The 16651-nt window shown below is 41.2% G+C and carries 15 protein-coding genes and 1 pseudogene; 8 read left to right on the top strand and 8 right to left on the bottom strand.

Annotation, left to right across the window (positions count from 1 at the left end):
- The first annotated feature begins 55 nt into the window (after positions 1-55).
- Complete coding sequence (locus tag ACERCF_RS11595; RefSeq protein WP_373625670.1) at positions 56-1066, top strand: ABC transporter ATP-binding protein; 1011 nt, start codon at positions 56-58, stop codon at positions 1064-1066.
- Positions 1067-1075: 9 nt separating this feature from the next.
- A complete protein-coding gene (locus tag ACERCF_RS11600; RefSeq protein ID WP_373612245.1) occupies positions 1076-1702 on the top strand; it encodes a DsbA family oxidoreductase in 627 nt (208 codons plus the stop codon).
- A 61-nt stretch (positions 1703-1763) separates the two neighbouring features.
- On the opposite strand, the gene ACERCF_RS11605 is transcribed toward ACERCF_RS11600, so the two are convergent.
- The 7 genes from ACERCF_RS11605 to lepA form a co-directional block, all read right to left on the bottom strand.
- Positions 1764-3254, bottom strand: coding sequence for a helicase HerA-like C-terminal domain-containing protein (locus tag ACERCF_RS11605; RefSeq protein ID WP_373625671.1), 1491 nt, complete (start codon positions 3252-3254; stop codon positions 1764-1766).
- A 28-nt stretch (positions 3255-3282) separates the two neighbouring features.
- Positions 3283-4512: an ATP-dependent RNA helicase RhlB gene (gene rhlB, locus ACERCF_RS11610; RefSeq protein WP_373625672.1), complete on the bottom strand. Its 1230-nt coding sequence runs from the start codon at positions 4510-4512 to the stop codon at positions 3283-3285.
- 76 nt (positions 4513-4588) lie between these two features.
- The gene (gene recO, locus ACERCF_RS11615; protein ID WP_373625673.1) at positions 4589-5311 is read right to left on the bottom strand and encodes a DNA repair protein RecO; all 723 of its coding nucleotides are present in this window, start codon (positions 5309-5311) and stop codon (positions 4589-4591) included.
- 517 nt (positions 5312-5828) lie between these two features.
- On the bottom strand, positions 5829-6746 hold the full coding sequence (gene era, locus ACERCF_RS11620; protein WP_373625674.1) for a GTPase Era: 918 nt from the start codon (positions 6744-6746) through the stop codon (positions 5829-5831).
- A gap of 141 nt (positions 6747-6887) precedes the next feature.
- Complete coding sequence (rnc, locus tag ACERCF_RS11625) at positions 6888-7562, bottom strand: ribonuclease III (protein WP_373625675.1); 675 nt, start codon at positions 7560-7562, stop codon at positions 6888-6890.
- 45 nt (positions 7563-7607) lie between these two features.
- Positions 7608-8567, bottom strand: a complete 960-nt coding sequence (lepB, locus tag ACERCF_RS11630; protein WP_373625676.1) for a signal peptidase I — start codon at positions 8565-8567, stop codon at positions 7608-7610.
- Positions 8568-8688: 121 nt separating this feature from the next.
- The gene (lepA, locus tag ACERCF_RS11635; RefSeq protein WP_373612299.1) at positions 8689-10482 is read right to left on the bottom strand and encodes a translation elongation factor 4; all 1794 of its coding nucleotides are present in this window, start codon (positions 10480-10482) and stop codon (positions 8689-8691) included.
- Between the two features lie 312 nt (positions 10483-10794).
- Between lepA and pepE the strand changes: the two genes are divergently transcribed.
- The 6 genes from pepE to hvfA all read left to right on the top strand — a co-directional run bounded on the left by pepE (position 10795) and on the right by hvfA (position 16474).
- Positions 10795-11499, top strand: a complete 705-nt coding sequence (pepE, locus tag ACERCF_RS11640; protein ID WP_373625677.1) for a dipeptidase PepE — start codon at positions 10795-10797, stop codon at positions 11497-11499.
- A gap of 9 nt (positions 11500-11508) precedes the next feature.
- A complete protein-coding gene (gene dcuC, locus ACERCF_RS11645) occupies positions 11509-12801 on the top strand; it encodes a C4-dicarboxylate transporter DcuC (protein ID WP_373625678.1) in 1293 nt (430 codons plus the stop codon).
- A gap of 51 nt (positions 12802-12852) precedes the next feature.
- The gene (locus ACERCF_RS11650) at positions 12853-14121 is read left to right on the top strand and encodes an amidohydrolase (RefSeq protein WP_373625679.1); all 1269 of its coding nucleotides are present in this window, start codon (positions 12853-12855) and stop codon (positions 14119-14121) included.
- A gap of 180 nt (positions 14122-14301) precedes the next feature.
- On the top strand, positions 14302-15531 hold the full coding sequence (locus tag ACERCF_RS11655; protein WP_373612258.1) for a pyridoxal-phosphate-dependent aminotransferase family protein: 1230 nt from the start codon (positions 14302-14304) through the stop codon (positions 15529-15531).
- 175 nt (positions 15532-15706) lie between these two features.
- Positions 15707-16147, top strand: coding sequence for an HvfX family Cu-binding RiPP maturation protein (locus ACERCF_RS11660; RefSeq protein ID WP_373625681.1), 441 nt, complete (start codon positions 15707-15709; stop codon positions 16145-16147).
- A 24-nt stretch (positions 16148-16171) separates the two neighbouring features.
- On the top strand, positions 16172-16474 hold the full coding sequence (gene hvfA / locus ACERCF_RS11665; protein ID WP_373625680.1) for an oxazolone/thioamide-modified RiPP metallophore HvfA: 303 nt from the start codon (positions 16172-16174) through the stop codon (positions 16472-16474).
- A 76-nt stretch (positions 16475-16550) separates the two neighbouring features.
- On the opposite strand, the pseudogene ACERCF_RS11670 reads toward hvfA, so the two are convergent.
- Positions 16551-16651: pseudogene (locus tag ACERCF_RS11670) on the bottom strand (IS1595 family transposase); the annotation flags it as partial.

The following is a 16651-nucleotide window of genomic DNA, read 5'->3' on the forward strand; positions in this document are numbered from 1 at the left end:
AAATCATCTTAGTTATTCGGGCGGGCACAGGACCCGCCCCTACGAAAAAAATCTTATGTCGATATTAAAAATACAAAACCTCAACCTCAATTTCGGCAACACAAAGGTGTTACAAAAGCTCAACCTTGCCGTTAATCAAAATGAAATTATCTGCCTGCTTGGGGCAAGTGGCTGTGGAAAAACCACACTACTCAAAGCGATTGCGGGTTTGTTGGCGATTGAACAGGGCGATATTCACCTTGCGGGGCAATGCCTAAAAAGCAAGGCGGTGGAAGAACGCAAAATCGGGCTGATTTTCCAAGATTACGCTCTATTTCCGCATTTAACTGTGGCGGATAACATTCAATTCGGCTTATCTAAACTGCCAAAAGACGAGCAGAAAGCGATGACCGAAAAAATGCTGTCAGTGGTGCATTTACAAGGCTTTGAAAGCCGTTTCCCACACGAGCTTTCAGGCGGACAACAGCAACGTGTCGCGATTGCCCGTGCATTAGCCTGCCAACCTGAATTATTACTGTTAGATGAGCCATTTTCCAATATCGATAGCCAAACTCGCTATGCGATGATTCAAGAAATCAAACAGATCTTAAAAAGCCAAAATGTGCCTGCTATTTTTGTAACACACAGTAAAGAAGAGGCTTTTGCCTTTGCCGATAAAATTGCGGTGATGGATCAAGGTAAAATCGTCCAATTCGGTAAACCAAATGAGCTATATCATTCTCCAGTTAATCCTTTTGTGGCGGATTTTTTAGGTGGCACAAACTACCTTAGCTGCAACGTAACAGAAGATAAACTCTTATGTAGTCCACTGGGCGAATTCCGTCTTTTCCCTGAGATGCCTGTTACCAAAGGGCGTTACAAATGGCTACTCCGCCCTGAGCAGATTATCTTAAAACCAAACGAGCTTGGTTTAGGTAAGGTAGTAGGTAAACTGTTTTTAGGCTTATACTACCGCTACCAGGTTGAAATTAAAGGCATTGAGATTGTAACTTATCAGTCTCAAGAGCTGAAAATTGGCGAACAAGTGGAAGTGGGCTTCCAAGTAAGAGAGTTTATCCTATTTTAAGGAGAATATATGAAAATTGAAGTTTGGTCAGATTATGCCTGCCCGTTTTGTTACATCGGCAAACGCCACTTAGAGCAAGCCCTAGCCCAATTTGAAGGCGAGGTTGAAGTGGTTTTCCGAGCCTTTGAGCTTGATCCGCACGCTAACGGCGAACCAGAGGGAGATATTCAGCAACGCCTAATGCGGAAATATCAAAAAACCGCAGAACAAGCTGATGAAATGATTCGTTATGTGGAACAAGCCGGCAAACAAGCTGGGCTAGATTTGCGTTACCGCACCACCCAATACACTCGCACCTTTGAGGCTCATCGCTTGGCAAAATTTGCTGAAACTAAAGGTTTCGGTGAAGCGATGATTGAGCGTTTATTCAAGGCTTACTTTACCGATAATACAATTTTAGCCAAACGCACCGAGCTGATGGAATTAGCCTTAGAGATCGGCTTAGATCGTGATGAAGTCGCTCAACTACTTACTGGCGATGATTTCGGACACGAAGTGCGGGAAGATGAACGTATGGCTCATAAATATGGCATTCATAGTGTGCCGTTTTTTGTGATTGATGAAAAACTCGGCGTATCAGGGGCTCAGCCACCAGAAGTATTGCTCGATGCCATCAAACAGGCATTGCAAAAATAAGTGGAAAAAAGACCGCTTGTTAAGCTAAACAAGCAGTCTTATTCTTCTTATAATTTACAATTTATTTTTTGGTGATCGCACCTAAAATACCACGCATAATTTGTTTGGTGACTTGGTTGCGTAAGTTTCTGCCAACTGAATGCGCCACTTGGCTAACCACTTGTTCGGTAATCGATTGATCTTTTTTCTTCTTCGAGCCAAAAATGGAAGAGAGAATACCGCCAAAGAAGTCATTGTTTGCTTCTTCTGCCGCAGCCTGCTCTGCTTTAATTGCTTCTGCTTTCGCATTAAGTAATTCAAACGCAGATTCATTATCGACATATTGGCTGTAGTGATGATAGAGATCATCTTGCTTCACTAAACTATCACGTTCGCCTGTGGCTAATGGAGCTAATTGGCTTTTTGGTGGATAGATATAGGCAATTTCTACAGGCGTTGGCATACCTTTTTCATCTAGCACCGAAACCAACGCTTGCCCCACACCAAGTTGCGTAATGGCTTCTACCACATTTACCTCTTTATTCGCTCGGAAAGTTTCTGCCGCTGATTTTACCGCTTTTTGGTCACGAGGTGTGAAAGCACGGAGTGCATGTTGAATACGATTACCAAGCTGCCCTAATACTGAATTAGGTAAGTCGAGTGGATTTTGCGTAACAAAATAAACCCCAACACCTTTCGAGCGAATTAAACGAACAACCTGTTCAATTTTATCCACTAGCACTTTTGGTGCCCCATCAAATAGTAAGTGAGCTTCATCAAAAAACAACACAAACTTCGGTTTTTCAGGATCGCCTACTTCAGGTAAATTCTCAAATAGCTCCGCCATAAACCAAAGTAAGAAAGCTCCATACATTCTTGGCGAATTAATGAGTTTTTCAGAGTTTAAAATATTGATTACACCACGTCCGTTGCGAGTTTGAATCCAATCGTGTAGATCTAACGCAGGCTCACCAAATAAATTATCCGCCCCTTCGTTTTCAAGTCTTAGCAATGCCCGTTGAATCGCCCCCACACTTGCTGCCGATACATTACCGTATTCCACTTGGAACTCTTTCGCATTTTCTGCCACAAATTTAAGTAATGCACGAAGATCTTTTAAATCAATTAAAAGCAATCCACGATCATCTGCAACACGGAAAACAAGATTTAATAAGCCCTCTTGGGTGTCGTTTAAATTAAGTAAACGGGAAAGTAACATTGGCCCCATTTCAGAAATGGTTGTACGAAGTGGGATCCCTGTTTCACCGAATACATCCCAGAAGGATACAGGATAACCATTTAAGTAATCTTCACCACCTAAGTTGAACATTTCAATGCGTTCTGCAATTTTTCCGGAAAAACTGCCCGCTTGTACTAGGCCTGAGAGATCGCCTTTTACATCAACCAAAAATACCGGCACGCCGTCATCACTAAAGGCTTCTGCTAATTTTCGTAACGTAACGGTTTTACCTGTACCTGTTGCCCCAGCCACTAAACCGTGTCGGTTTGCCATTTTTGCGTTAAGCGAGATAACTTTGCCTGATTCTGTCTGAGCAATATTATATAAACCCATATTTGATTCTCTTCTTAAAAATAATTAATTACTTATGCCCATTTCTTCTCGCTACAAAGGTATTTCTACTCTTTGAACGATTAATTTTTGGCAGAGGTAACAAAGCCTGTGTATCATATTGACTTACAGGAATTTGATGCCCGATATACTCTTCAATAGCCGGTAAATTGACCGCGTAACGCTCGCAAGCAAAGCTGATAGAATGTCCGCTCTCCCCTGCTCGCCCCGTTCTGCCAATGCGATGAACGTAGTCTTCTTTATCATCAGGCAGGTCATAATTGAAAACGTGAGTTACATCGGGGATATGCAATCCACGAGCAGCCACATCAGTTACCACTAAAATGTCCAAATTGCCTTTAGTGAAATTATCAAGCAGTGAAAGACGTTTTTTCTGTGGAATATCGCCCGTTAGCATTCCAACCCGATGCCCATCTGCCGCTAAATACTGCCAAATTTCCTCACACTTATGTTTCGTGTTGGCAAAAATCATACAGCGTTCTGGCCACTCTTCTTCTAATAAAGTTAGTAGGAGTGCAATTTTATCTTCATTAGAGGGGTAAAATAGTTCCTCTCTAATGCGATGCCCTGTTCGTTGCAGTGGCTCAATTTCAATATATTCGGCATTATCCATATCTTCATAAGCAAGCTCACGCACTTTTGCCGATAAGGTGGCTGAAAAGAGTAAAGTCAAACGCTCTGAAGGTTTAGGGGCTTTTCGCATTAAGTAACGAATATCTTTGATAAAGCCAAGATCGAACATTCGATCTGCCTCATCTAGCACGATCACTTGAATTTTGTCTAAATTGATAATGCCCTGCTTAACGTAATCAATTACACGCCCTGTTGTGCCAACAAGAATATCTACGCCTTTTTCAATTTCTTGTACTTGCTTGTCGTAACCATCTCCACCGTAAGCAAGGGCAAGTTTGAGATCACAATGTTGTAAAAACAACTGTGCATCCGCCCCAATTTGCACCGCTAGTTCACGGGTTGGGGCAAGAATTAAGGCTTTCGGCTGATTTTTTGCCGTGTCGATTTCGTTATTCAATAAATGGTTAAAAGTTGCAATTAAAAACGCAAGGGTTTTACCTGTACCTGTTTGAGCTTGCCCTGCAATATCTTTGCCTTTCAGCGTAATCGGAAAGGTTTTTGCCTGAATCGGCGTACAAAATTCAAAGCCTTTGCTATCAAGGGCATTTAGTACATTAGCGTGAATCGGGAAGTCAATAAAGCGGTGTTCGGTAAGATGATTAGACATAATATTTCCTTGAGATATTTGTTATTGCTACAAGCGGTTATATTTTAATTAAAATTTGCAAAAAAATTTAACAAAACTAACCGCTTTTCACTTTATTAGGCAATATAGATTGAAAAAGTTCTCGGCTTTTTAGTGGCTGAGAACCTAAATAAGGTTTCAATGCAATTCGGGTAAATCGTTTGGCAGCTTGTTGTGTTTGTTTTTCTGAAAAATCTAATTGAGCAAACGCCAATAAATCACAGCCTAAAAAGCTATTGTTATTTTGTAATAATGAGGCAATAAAGCCTTCACTTTCTCTAAATTGGTAACTCATTTTCGGATCAATTGGCAAACCTGTTGCCGCACAGTGCGTAAAATCCACCCCATAACCCAATGCTTTTAACGTATGAAATTCAAAGGTGCGTAAAATCGGCTCAATTTGGTGTTGAGTAGCCAGCTCCGTCATACAACGCAAATAATGTTGAAATAATTTAGGGTAAGCGGTCTGATTTTCTAACACTCTTGCAAGCACCTCATTGATATAAAAACCGCTATAAAGTGCAGCCGTTTCCATTGGTAAAGTAAGAGCAGCAGGCTCTGCCTTTGTGAGTGTTTTTAAATCACCCTTGCCAGACCAACGCACTAACAAGGGTGTAAAAGGCTGAAGCACGGCTTTCAACGGCGAGCGAGCCCGCCTTGCACCTTTAGCAAGTAAAGTAATCCGCCCGTGATGTTCGGTAAAAAACTCCACTAATAAACTGCTTTCGCTGTATTCACGCCGATGAAGGACAAAGGCTCGTTGCCATTGGTCTGAATTCATAAATATCCTTATGTTACTTTCTTTGCTTCGCCAAAGAAAGTAACCAAAGAAAGGCGACCCTACTTCACCGCTTTTCTTCGCTTTGTTTGAATTTACTTAACGGAAAAATTTAAAACTCGCTTGCATTGCAAGCTCAAACACTAAATTTTTCCTACAAATTCAAAGTCTCTCAGGCGGTTCAGAAGGGAACTTAACGGAGCATCATTTTGCAAAATTTTTCAAAAAAATCACCGCTTGTATGGTCGGATCGGGTTCCCTTCTGAATTGCCCGAACGACTTGAAATTTTTAGAAAAATAATCCCGAGCGAGAGCGAAGTGAATATCAGGGTTATTTTTCGTTAAGAAAATTTCAAAAAAAGTGAAGACAAACGCTTTAGCGTTTGAGCCTTGGCTCTGCCAACGACCCCGAAGGGGCGAGAAAGTGAGCTTTGCGAACTTTCAAGTAATAGCAACGAAGTAGGGTGTGCTTTCTTTTGGTTACTTTTCTTTGCACAAGCAAAGAAAAGTAACAATATTATCACTCATCCATATACCCTAAACTTCTCAACGCTCTTTCGTCATCAGCCCAGCCTGCTTTTACTTTCACCCAAAGCTCAAGGTGGACTTGGTTGTCAAATAGGCGTTCCATATCTTTTCGAGCTTCAATGCCGATGGTTTTGATTTTTTGCCCCCCCGCACCAATAACCATTTTTTTCTGACCATCTCGTTCTACTAAAATCAAGCCATTGATTTCATACACCCCACGCTCATTCATTTTAAATTGTTCGATTTCTACCGTTACCGAATAAGGTAACTCTTCACCTGTAAAACGCATTAGTTTTTCACGAATAATTTCTGATGCCATAAAGCGTTGGGAACGGTCGGTTACATACTCTTCAGGGAAATGATGCACACCTTCACGCAATGATTTACGCACAAATTTCTGCAAAATGTGAACATTTTTACCACGTTGAGCAGAAATAGGTAGAATTTCCGCAAAATCAAATTTCTGAGACAGCTTGGTAATATGTGGAAGCAGTTCCTCTTTTTCTTTGATGTTATCTACTTTATTAATTACCAATAAAACAGGAGCTTTTGCCGAACGTAACTTGTTTAACACCATTTCATCATCTTCTGTCCATTTTGTACCTTCTACCACGAAGATGATTAAATCTACATCGCCAATCGCTGAGCTTGCTGCTCGGTTCATTAAACGGTTGATAGCTCGTTTTTCCTCGATGTGCAATCCCGGTGTGTCCACATAAATCGCTTGGTATTGATCTTCGGTGTGAATACCAACAATACGGTGGCGTGTGGTTTGAGCTTTGCGTGAAGTAATAGAAATTTTTTGTCCTAAAATTTTATTTAATAGCGTTGATTTACCCACATTTGGGCGACCAACAATCGCAATAAAACCACAATAGGTTTTTGCAGGAGTTTGAGTTTGTTCTGTCATTTTGTTTTCCTTGATATATGATTCCCCTCTTTAGAAAAGAGGGGTTAGGGGAGATTTGATTACGATGTCAAAATTTCGTATGAGAATGTTTTACTTCTGCCAAATCTCCCCCTGCCCCTCTTTGCTAAAGAGGGGAGTTAATTACTTTTTCGTTTTAACCACCGCTAACGCTTTTTCTGCGGCATTTTGTTCGGCTTTTCGGCGGCTGGTGCCAATGCCGATAAACACTTCCTCGACGTTAATCACTTTACAGGTTACACGGAAAGTTTGGTTATGAGCTTCGCCTTTAATATCTAATACATCATATTCAGGCAATGCCAATTTTCTACCTTGTAAAAACTCTTGCAGGCGGGTTTTTGGATCTTTTTGTGAATCGCCTGGACTGATGTCTTTAAGCAAATCTGAATACCAATCTTCCACCTTTTCCATTGCTTTTGCCATATCTTGATCGAGATAAATGGCCGCAATAATCGCTTCAACACAGTCCGATAAAATCGATTCTCGGCGAAAACCACCACTTTTTAGCTCTCCTGGACCTAATTTTAGGTAGTCGCCTAAATCAAATTTGCGAGCAATAATCGCTAGAGTTTGCTCACGCACAAGAGTTGCTCTCATACGGCTAAGCTCACCTTCATTCGCTTTTGGAAATTTGTCGTATAATACTTTACCAATAGTAAAATTTAAAATTGAATCGCCTAGAAATTCAAGACGCTCATTGTTTTTGGTTGCCGCACTGCGGTGTGTTAAGGCCTGAATGAGGTAATCAAGGTTATGAAATTGATAACCTAATTTTTTCTGTAATCGTTCTAGTTGCATAGTTTATGTGAATAAAGGGGCGTATCTCATACGCCCCTGTTAAGATTAATTGATTGAGGTAAACATTCTAGAAAAACGAAGCCCCGTTGGGAATTCATTTGCTTTTTTATCTAAACTTAACCAAATAAAAGTGGCTTTACCAACGATGTTTCTCTCAGGCACAAAGCCCCAGAAACGACTGTCTTCACTGTTATCGCGGTTATCACCCATCACAAAATAGTATCCTTGTGGCACAACCCATTCACCTTCTGCTTGCCCTTCTTGTTGGTAGAAATAAGGTGCATAGTTAAATGCCATTGGGTGATTTAGAATTTGGTGCGTAACATCGCCTTTTTCAGTGCGTTCTACCTGCATTTCACCGTGATAGAAAAACTCAGGATTTTGCTTGCCTTCGCTGTATTCAAATACCTTTGTTTCGCCATTGGCTTTAGTAACCGTTAATTGCTGAGTTGCAAAATCATATTTAATTTTATCGCCACCTACTGCAACCACACGCTTAATATAATCAACGTGTGGTTGTGCCGGTGCTTTGAATACAATCACATCGCCTCGTTCTGGTTTGCCCGTTTCAATCAAGGTGTTTTGCCAGATAGGATCTTTAATGCCGTAGCTGAATTTATTTACGACTAAGAAATCGCCTACACGCAAGGTTGGCTCCATTGAACCACTTGGAATTTGAAACGGTTCAAATAAGAACGAGCGAAGTACGGTAACAAAGAATAGAATGCCGAAAAGAGAAGCAAAAAATTCGCCCACCGCTGATTTAGGCTGAATTTCAGCGATTTCTTCTTCGGTTAGCTCTCTGCCTAATCGTTTTTGTTGTAATGCAATGGCTTGTTTGCGTCTTGGGTCTGCACTGAATTTGTAGAATGCCCAAAAGCCACCGCAAATAATTACTAAGGCAACTAAGATAATTGAGATGGTATTTGGGAGCTGCATTGAATCCAACCATTTCCAAATACCATAAATAATGCCTAGAAAAATAATTGGCATAAATTGTGCCATTTTCACTCTCCCTTTTTATTTTTACCGTGTGGGCGAATAATTATTCGCCGCTACATTTTTGCAAAAGTTTCTGGAAATATAACCGCTTGCAAGCGGTTTAATTCCTCATTTATTTTGCGAATTAATCTTTACCCACGTGAAGAATTGCTAAGAACGCTTCTTGTGGTACTTCTACGTTACCGAGAGATTTCATTCGTTTTTTACCCTCTTTTTGTTTTTGTAGAAGTTTCTTCTTACGGCTTACGTCGCCACCGTAACATTTCGCCAATACGTTTTTACGCAACTGTTTCACGGTTGAACGAGCAATAACGTGGTTGCCAATTGCCGCTTGAATTGCGATGTCAAATTGTTGGCGTGGAATAAGTTCACGCATTTTTTCCACTAATTCACGTCCACGATACGCCGCATTTGCACGGTGAACGATAATCGCCAACGCATCAACACGCTCGCCGTTAATCATAATATCCACACGCACCATATCAGCCGTTTGGAAATGTTTAAAACCGTAATCGAGTGAAGCATAACCACGAGAGGTTGATTTTAAGCGGTCGAAGAAGTCTAACACTACTTCGCCCATTGGAATTTCGTAAGTTAAAGCGATTTGGTTACCGTGATAGACCATATTGGTCTGTACACCACGTTTTTCCACACAAAGGGTAATCACGTTGCCTAGGAATTCTTGTGGCACAAGCATATTACATTCTGCAATCGGCTCACGAATTTCTGCAATATTGTTGATTGCTGGGAGTTTCGATGGGCTATCCACATAGATCGTTTCGCCACTGGTTTGCACCACTTCGTAAACTACGGTCGGAGCGGTAGTAATCAAATCAAGATCGTATTCACGCTCTAAACGCTCTTGAATGATCTCCATATGTAATAAGCCTAAGAAGCCGCAGCGGAAACCAAAGCCTAACGCACTTGAAGTTTCTGGCTCATAGAACAATGACGCATCATTGAGGCTTAATTTACCTAAAGCCTCACGGAAGGCTTCGTAGTCGTCTGAACTAATTGGGAATAATCCTGCATAAACCTGTGGTTTTACTTTCTTAAAGCCCGGTAATACTTCCGTTGCTGGGTTGTGGTGGTGGGTTAATGTATCGCCCACTGGTGCACCTAAAATATCTTTAATCGCACAAACTACCCAACCTACTTCGCCTGTTTTAAGTTCTGTTGTATCTACTTGTTTTGGCGTGAAAATACCTAAGCGATCTACATTGTAAGACTGCCCTGTACTCATCACTTTAATTTTATCGCCTTTTTTCAGCACGCCATTTTTCACACGCACTAAAGAAACCACACCTAAATAGTTATCGAACCAAGAGTCGATAATTAAGGCTTGTAATGCTGCTTCAGGATCGCCTTCTGGTGCAGGAATTTTCTTCACGATTTCTTCTAAAACATCTTCAATGCCTAAACCTGTTTTAGCTGAACAGCGTACTGCATCAATGGCATCAATGCCGACAATATCTTCAATTTCCTCTGCCACACGCTCAGGCTCAGCCGCTGGTAAATCAATTTTGTTTAGAATTGGCACAACTTCTAAATCCATTTCGATGGCGGTGTAGCAGTTTGCCAATGTTTGAGCTTCAACCCCCTGCCCTGCATCAACCACTAACAATGCCCCTTCACAGGCGGCTAGCGAGCGAGAAACCTCATAGGAGAAATCCACGTGCCCCGGTGTGTCGATAAAGTTAAGCTGATAAGTTTCGCCATCTTTGGCTTTGTAGTTAAGGGTTACACTTTGTGCTTTGATGGTAATTCCACGTTCACGCTCAAGATCCATTGAGTCTAATACTTGGGCTTCCATTTCACGGTCAGATAAGCCGCCACAGGTTTGGATTAAGCGGTCTGATAAGGTTGATTTACCGTGATCGATATGAGCGATAATCGAAAAGTTACGAATATTTTGCATTTTCATCGGGCAGTTAATGTCCTGTTTTGTTATTTGTTTATCAAAAAATTAATCGGGGAATTGTACTTGAAATACAAGGTTTTGCAAAGAAAAACAAATAACAACAAGCGGTTGTTTTTTCCGAAAAATTTGCAAATTTCCTCATAAAAACGACCGCTTGCAGCAAATAGAAATATTAAATTAGTCTCCATCTTTACATATTCATTGATATAGATCATCAGGCATTAACCATAAAGAGGTAAAACCATATACCATAACAAAATATTATATGCTATGGTTATAACAGAAATAAAAATAATTAAGGAGGCAACAATGAAAAATATGCTACTAATGAGCGGCTCTAAATATAAAAATACCGAGTATCTTGCTCATACAATTAAATGGTTAAAAGATTTTTTGGCTGACCATAAAGGTAAAAAAGTCGCATTTTTACCCTATGCAGGTGTAAGCCGTAGCTACGATGAATATGAGCAAACAGTACAAGAAAAGTTAGCAGAGCTGGAATTAGAGATTATTTCCGTTCATCGGGCTAAAAAGCATACTGATATTATCGAACAAGCAGATGTGATTGCAATTGGCGGTGGTAATACATTTTGTTTGTTAAATCAGATGTATGAAAATCAGGTGTTAGCGTGCATTCGTGAAAAAGTAGAAAACGGCACACCTTATTTCGGCTGGAGTGCGGGAGCAAATGTGGCTGGCTCGTCAATAATGACTACAAACGATATGCCGATTACTTATCCGCCTTCCTTTAACGCATTAAATTTATTCCCTCATCAAATTAATCCTCATTTTATCTCTGGCAAAATTCAAGGTCATAATGGCGAGAGCCGTGAAGAACGCTTAAAAGAATTTCTGATTGTAAATCCGACTTCTCTCGTTTACGCCCTACCTGAAGGCACGGCGTTACATATTCAGGGTAATCAGGCTCGTGTGCTAGGCGAAACCGCCGTTTTACAATTTAGTCAAGATATGCAGTTAAAAACGTTTGAGCCAAACTCTACTTTTACTTATTAAGGAGCAGATATGAATACCTTTAATTTAATTGTTGCGATAGTGGGTATCACCACTACTATCTATTTGCTAATCAAAAAGCACGAAACCAGAACGGTGTTAATTGCAATGGGTTTGGGAATGGCGCTGCTTACCCTACAACCTATGGCAGCACTTGATGCTTTTGCCAAAAGTATGACCTCAAGCGGTCTGATTATGGCAATCTGTTCCAGTATGGGTTTTGCCTATGTGATGAAATCAACAGGCTGTGATAATCACTTAGTCCAGCTCTTAACCAAACCTTTAAGCGGATTAAAATTTTTCTTAATTCCGATTGCCACCATCATTACCTTTTTTATCAATATTGCCATTCCATCAGCTGCTGGTTGTGCTGCAGCAGTAGGGGCAACGCTAATTCCTGTATTAAAATCATCAGGTGTTCGCCCTGCAATGGCGGGGGCGGCAATTCTGGCAGGTACATTTGGCTCAATGATGAGCCCGGGATCTTCACATTCTGCAATGATCAGTGAGATGTCTGGCTTAACTGTTACGCAGGTAAACCTTTCTCACGCTCCTTATACCATTATTGCAGGAGCGATTGGGGCTATTGCTCTTACTATTCTTGCTCTTGTTTTTAAAGATTATGGCAAAGAACATCGTGATGCGTATTTACAAAATGCTGAACAAACTCAAACTGAGGCAACCAAGACCAACATTCTCTATGCCATTGCACCACTAGTGCCATTAGTTATCTTAGTGATTGGCGGAACGTCATTACAAGAAATCTCTTGGCTAAGTTGGACAAAAATGGGCGTACCGCAAGCGATGTTAATTGGGGCTATTTATGGCTTAATTATCACTCGTACCTCGCCTGCCAAAATTACCAATGAATTCTTTAACGGAATGGGTTATGCCTATGCGAACGTGCTAGGTATCATCATTGCTGCAGGTGTGTTTGTGGCAGGTTTAAAAGCCACAGGTGCGATTGATTCTGCCATCGAATTCTTAAAACACTCAAACGAATTTGTACGCTGGGGAGCAACTATCGGGCCATTCTTAATGGGTATGGTAACAGGCTCTGGCGATGCCGCCGCTATTGCCTTTAACACTGCAGTTACCCCACACGCAGCAGAATTAGGTTATACCCACGTTAATTTAGGTATGGCAGCTGCTATTGCAGGGGCAATCGGTCGTACCGCTTCGCCTATTGCAGGTGTAGTGATTGTGTGTGCTGGTATTGCAGGAGCAAACCCTGTTGAAATGATTAAACGTACTGCACCGGGTATGATACTTGCAACCCTATTCCTAGCATTATTTATGCTATAACCCAACTGCCCTTTGTCATAACACAAAGGGCGATTGTTACGAGGAGGAACTATGAGTATTTCATTAGAAAAACTGATCCAATGGCGTCGTGAATTTCATCAATTCCCTGAAACAGGTTGGAGTGAATTTTGGACAACCAGCAAAATTGCAGATTACCTCTCAGAAATCAGTTTTGACATTTTACTCGGCAAGCAAATTATCAATCCTGATTTTGTGCGTGGTCGTAATCAAGCTATTGTCGAAAAAGGGATAAAACGAGCTAGAGAATATGGAGCAAATCCGAAATGGCTCGAAAAAATGGAAGGCTATACAGGCTGTGTTGCAGTATTTGACTCTGGCAAGCCCGGCAAAACCATTGCTTTACGTTTTGATATTGACTGCGTTGATGTGGCTGAAACCAAAGATCCTAACCATCGAGCAAACCAACTTGGTTTTGCTTCACACAATGATGGGGAAATGCACGCCTGCGGGCACGATGGGCATATCACTATCGGCTTAGGTGTCGCTCACTGGTTAATGGAAAACCAAGACAAGCTCAAAGGTAAAGTCAAAATTGTGTTCCAACCTGCTGAGGAAGGCGTTCGAGGTGCTGCCGCCATTGCTGCAAGCGGTATCATTGATGATGCAGATTACTTTGCTGGCTCGCACATTAGCTTCTGTGCAAATAGCGGCACAGTATTAGCCGATCCGAAAAATTTCCTTTCTACCACCAAAATTGATATTCGCTACAAAGGCAAACCTGCCCACGCAGGGGCAGCTCCACATTTAGGGCATAATGCCTTACTTGCGGCGGCTCACGCTGTTACCCAAGTTCACGGCATTTCAAGACACGGAGAAGGAATGAGCCGTATCAATGTTGGAGTGTTCAAAGCAGGTTCTGGACGAAATGTTATTCCTGCTGACGCTGAACTTAAACTTGAAGTGCGTGGTGAAAATAAAGCGATCAATCAATATATGGCAGATCAAGTAATGCAAATTGCCAAAGGTATTGCCACTAGCTTTGCAGTAGAATATGAAACTGAAATTATGGGCGAAGCGTTAGATATGGTTAATGATGTGGAGTTAGTGGAGCTAATCAAAGAAATTGCGATTGCTCAACCACAGGTTCACAGCAGCGATCAAGACTACGCCTTTAATGCGAGTGAAGATGCCACTATTCTAGGGCGACGTGTGCAAGATAACGGCGGTAAAGCTATCTACTTTATTATCGGGGCAGACCGCACCGCAGAACATCATCAAGCTGAATTTGATTTTGATGAAGAACAACTCTTAACTGGCGTAAATATCTATACAACGCTAGTTGAAAGACTATTAGCTTAAGGCCAAAAGCCCTGAAATTCAGGGCTTATTTTTTCCATTTGCAAATTTCCTCATAAAACGACCGCTTGTAGCATTCCACTGCAAATAATTTCTCTAAAATATAAAAAATATTGAGCAATCACAAATTTTTATTGTAGAATCCATAAGTTTTTTTAATTCATTCGATTATAGGAAATAATTATGCAATTCAGAGAAATTAATCCCTCCCCTCGTTTATTAATGTGCCCTGGCCCAACAGATGCCGATCCTCGTGTTTTACGTGCGATGTCTGCTCCGATTTTAGGTCAGTTCGACCCTGAGTTTACCTCATTAATGAATGAAACAATGGAAATGGAACGCCGTGTATTCCAAACCAAAAATGAACAAACTTATGTCGTAAACTCAACGTCTCGTGGTGGTTTGGAAACTATTTTAACGGCAGCAATTTGCCCGGGCGATAAAGTGTTAATTCCTGCATTTGGCCGTTTCGGTTATCTATTAAATGAAATTTTATCCCGTAGTGGTGCAGATATTACGATTATCGAAAGAGAATGGGGTACAGTATTTGAGCCTGAGGAAATTGAAGCTGAATTGAAAAAAGGCGGCTATAAAGCAGTTGCTATTATTCACGGCGAAACCTCCACCTCTATGATGCAGCCGTTAGAAGAGATCGGCAAAATCTGTAAACAATATGATGCAATGTTGATTGTAGATACCGTTGCGACCTTAGGTGGTGTTGATATCCGTGTTGATGAATGGGGCATTGATGCTTGTATCGGTGGTACGCAAAAATGTATTTCTGCTCCATCAGGCACAGCGTTAATTACTTATAACAAACGTATTGAAGAGATTATTGCCAAACGTAAGCGTGTAGAAAAAGGCATTCGTGTTGATTCTGATGTGGACGGCACATTACCGCCAATTCCAAGTAACTACTTAGACTTAGCTCAATTACAAGATTACTGGAGCCCACGTCGTTTAAATCACCATACAGAAGCAACTTCTGCACAATATGGCGTACACGAAGCGTTACGCATTATTTTACAAGAAGGTTTAGAAGCTCGTTTTGCTCGCCATATTTTAAACGATAAAGCATTATGTGCAGGTTTAGAGGCAATGGGGCTGAAAATTTTCGGTGATCGTAAACACAAAGCCCCTGTGGTAACGGCATTCCATATCCCGGAAGGCATTACAGGCCCTGCTCTGCGTAGCGATATTATAAACCACTTCGGCATTGAATTAGCGACTTCATTTGGCCCGTTAGATGGTAAAGTAATTCGTGTCGGCAATATGGGCTACTCTAGCCAGAAACGCAATATCCTATTAACTTTAGGAGCGTTAGAAGCTGTACTTCTAAGCCACAAAGTCAAAGTGCCATCAGGCGATGCTGTAGCAGCAGCTCTCGCAGTTTATAAAGAGGCTGAAAAATAATTCTTACTTTTTAAATCCTTATCTATTTGAAAGATAAGGATTTTTTATTTTTTCTAAATAAATTTCATTTTTTTGCAAATTTTTTGTCAGAATCCACCGCTTGCTCCGTCTAATACTCAGTTTTTTAGTTTAGGAGCATCTTATGTCATCTTGTTCAACTCAATCCACCTGCCCAATGACAGCCTGTAAAAACGGCTTGGGCTTTCTGACATTACGCCTTTTCCTTGCTTATGAATTTTTCGAGGCAGGGCTTTCGAAATTGAACGGTGAAAACTGGTTCGGCTCAATTCAAGAGAGCTTCCCGTTCCCGTTTAATCTGTTACCGGCCGATCTTAACTGGGCAGTTGCCACCAGTGCGGAAATTATTTTCCCTATCCTGCTGGCATTGGGCTTATTCACCCGTTTCAGCACACTCGGCTTAATGATTTTAACGGCTGTCGCTTGGTATGCGGTGCACGCAGGCAGTGGCTACAATGTGTGTAATAACGGCTACAAAATGGCGGTAATTTATTTAGTGATGTTTGTTCCACTATTATTACAAGGTGCAGGCTCACTCTCTCTCGATTTTCTGTTACAGAAAAAATCCCCAACCAAACGCTGGTTGAAATTCCTTTAACCCTAACTTATGGAGAAATTTTTAATGAAAAAAGCAACTTTAATGGCATTAGCCAGTGCATTAACAATGGCAACTGCAATAGTAAACGCTGAAACTCAAGCAGTAAAAGCAGACGCTTGTGTCGAAATGAAAGACGGTAAATGCGTAAAAACCAAAGCTGCAGAAGGTAAATGTGGTGAAGGTAAATGCGGGGCAACTTCTTCTGAGCCAAAAGCCGCAGAAGGTAAATGTGGCGAAGGTAAATGTGGTGCAACTGCTCCAAAACAAGCTGCACCAAAAGCTGCCGAAGGTAAATGCGGCGAAGGGAAGTGCGGAGCTTCTAAGTAACTAGGTAGGGTGCGTTTGCTAACGCACCCTACATAAGCGGTCAAATTTACTCAATTTTTGGGGCTGTCCTAGATAACTAACCTAAACCCCCTTTAACCAATTGTTTTAAAAGGAATATTTGAGATTTTAAGTCACTGTGATTAAAACGCCATTCGCATTCTTTCAAATATAGCTCAA

The organism is Mannheimia kashgarensis (assembly GCF_041807705.1).
Taxonomy (GTDB): Bacteria; Pseudomonadota; Gammaproteobacteria; order Enterobacterales; family Pasteurellaceae; genus Mannheimia.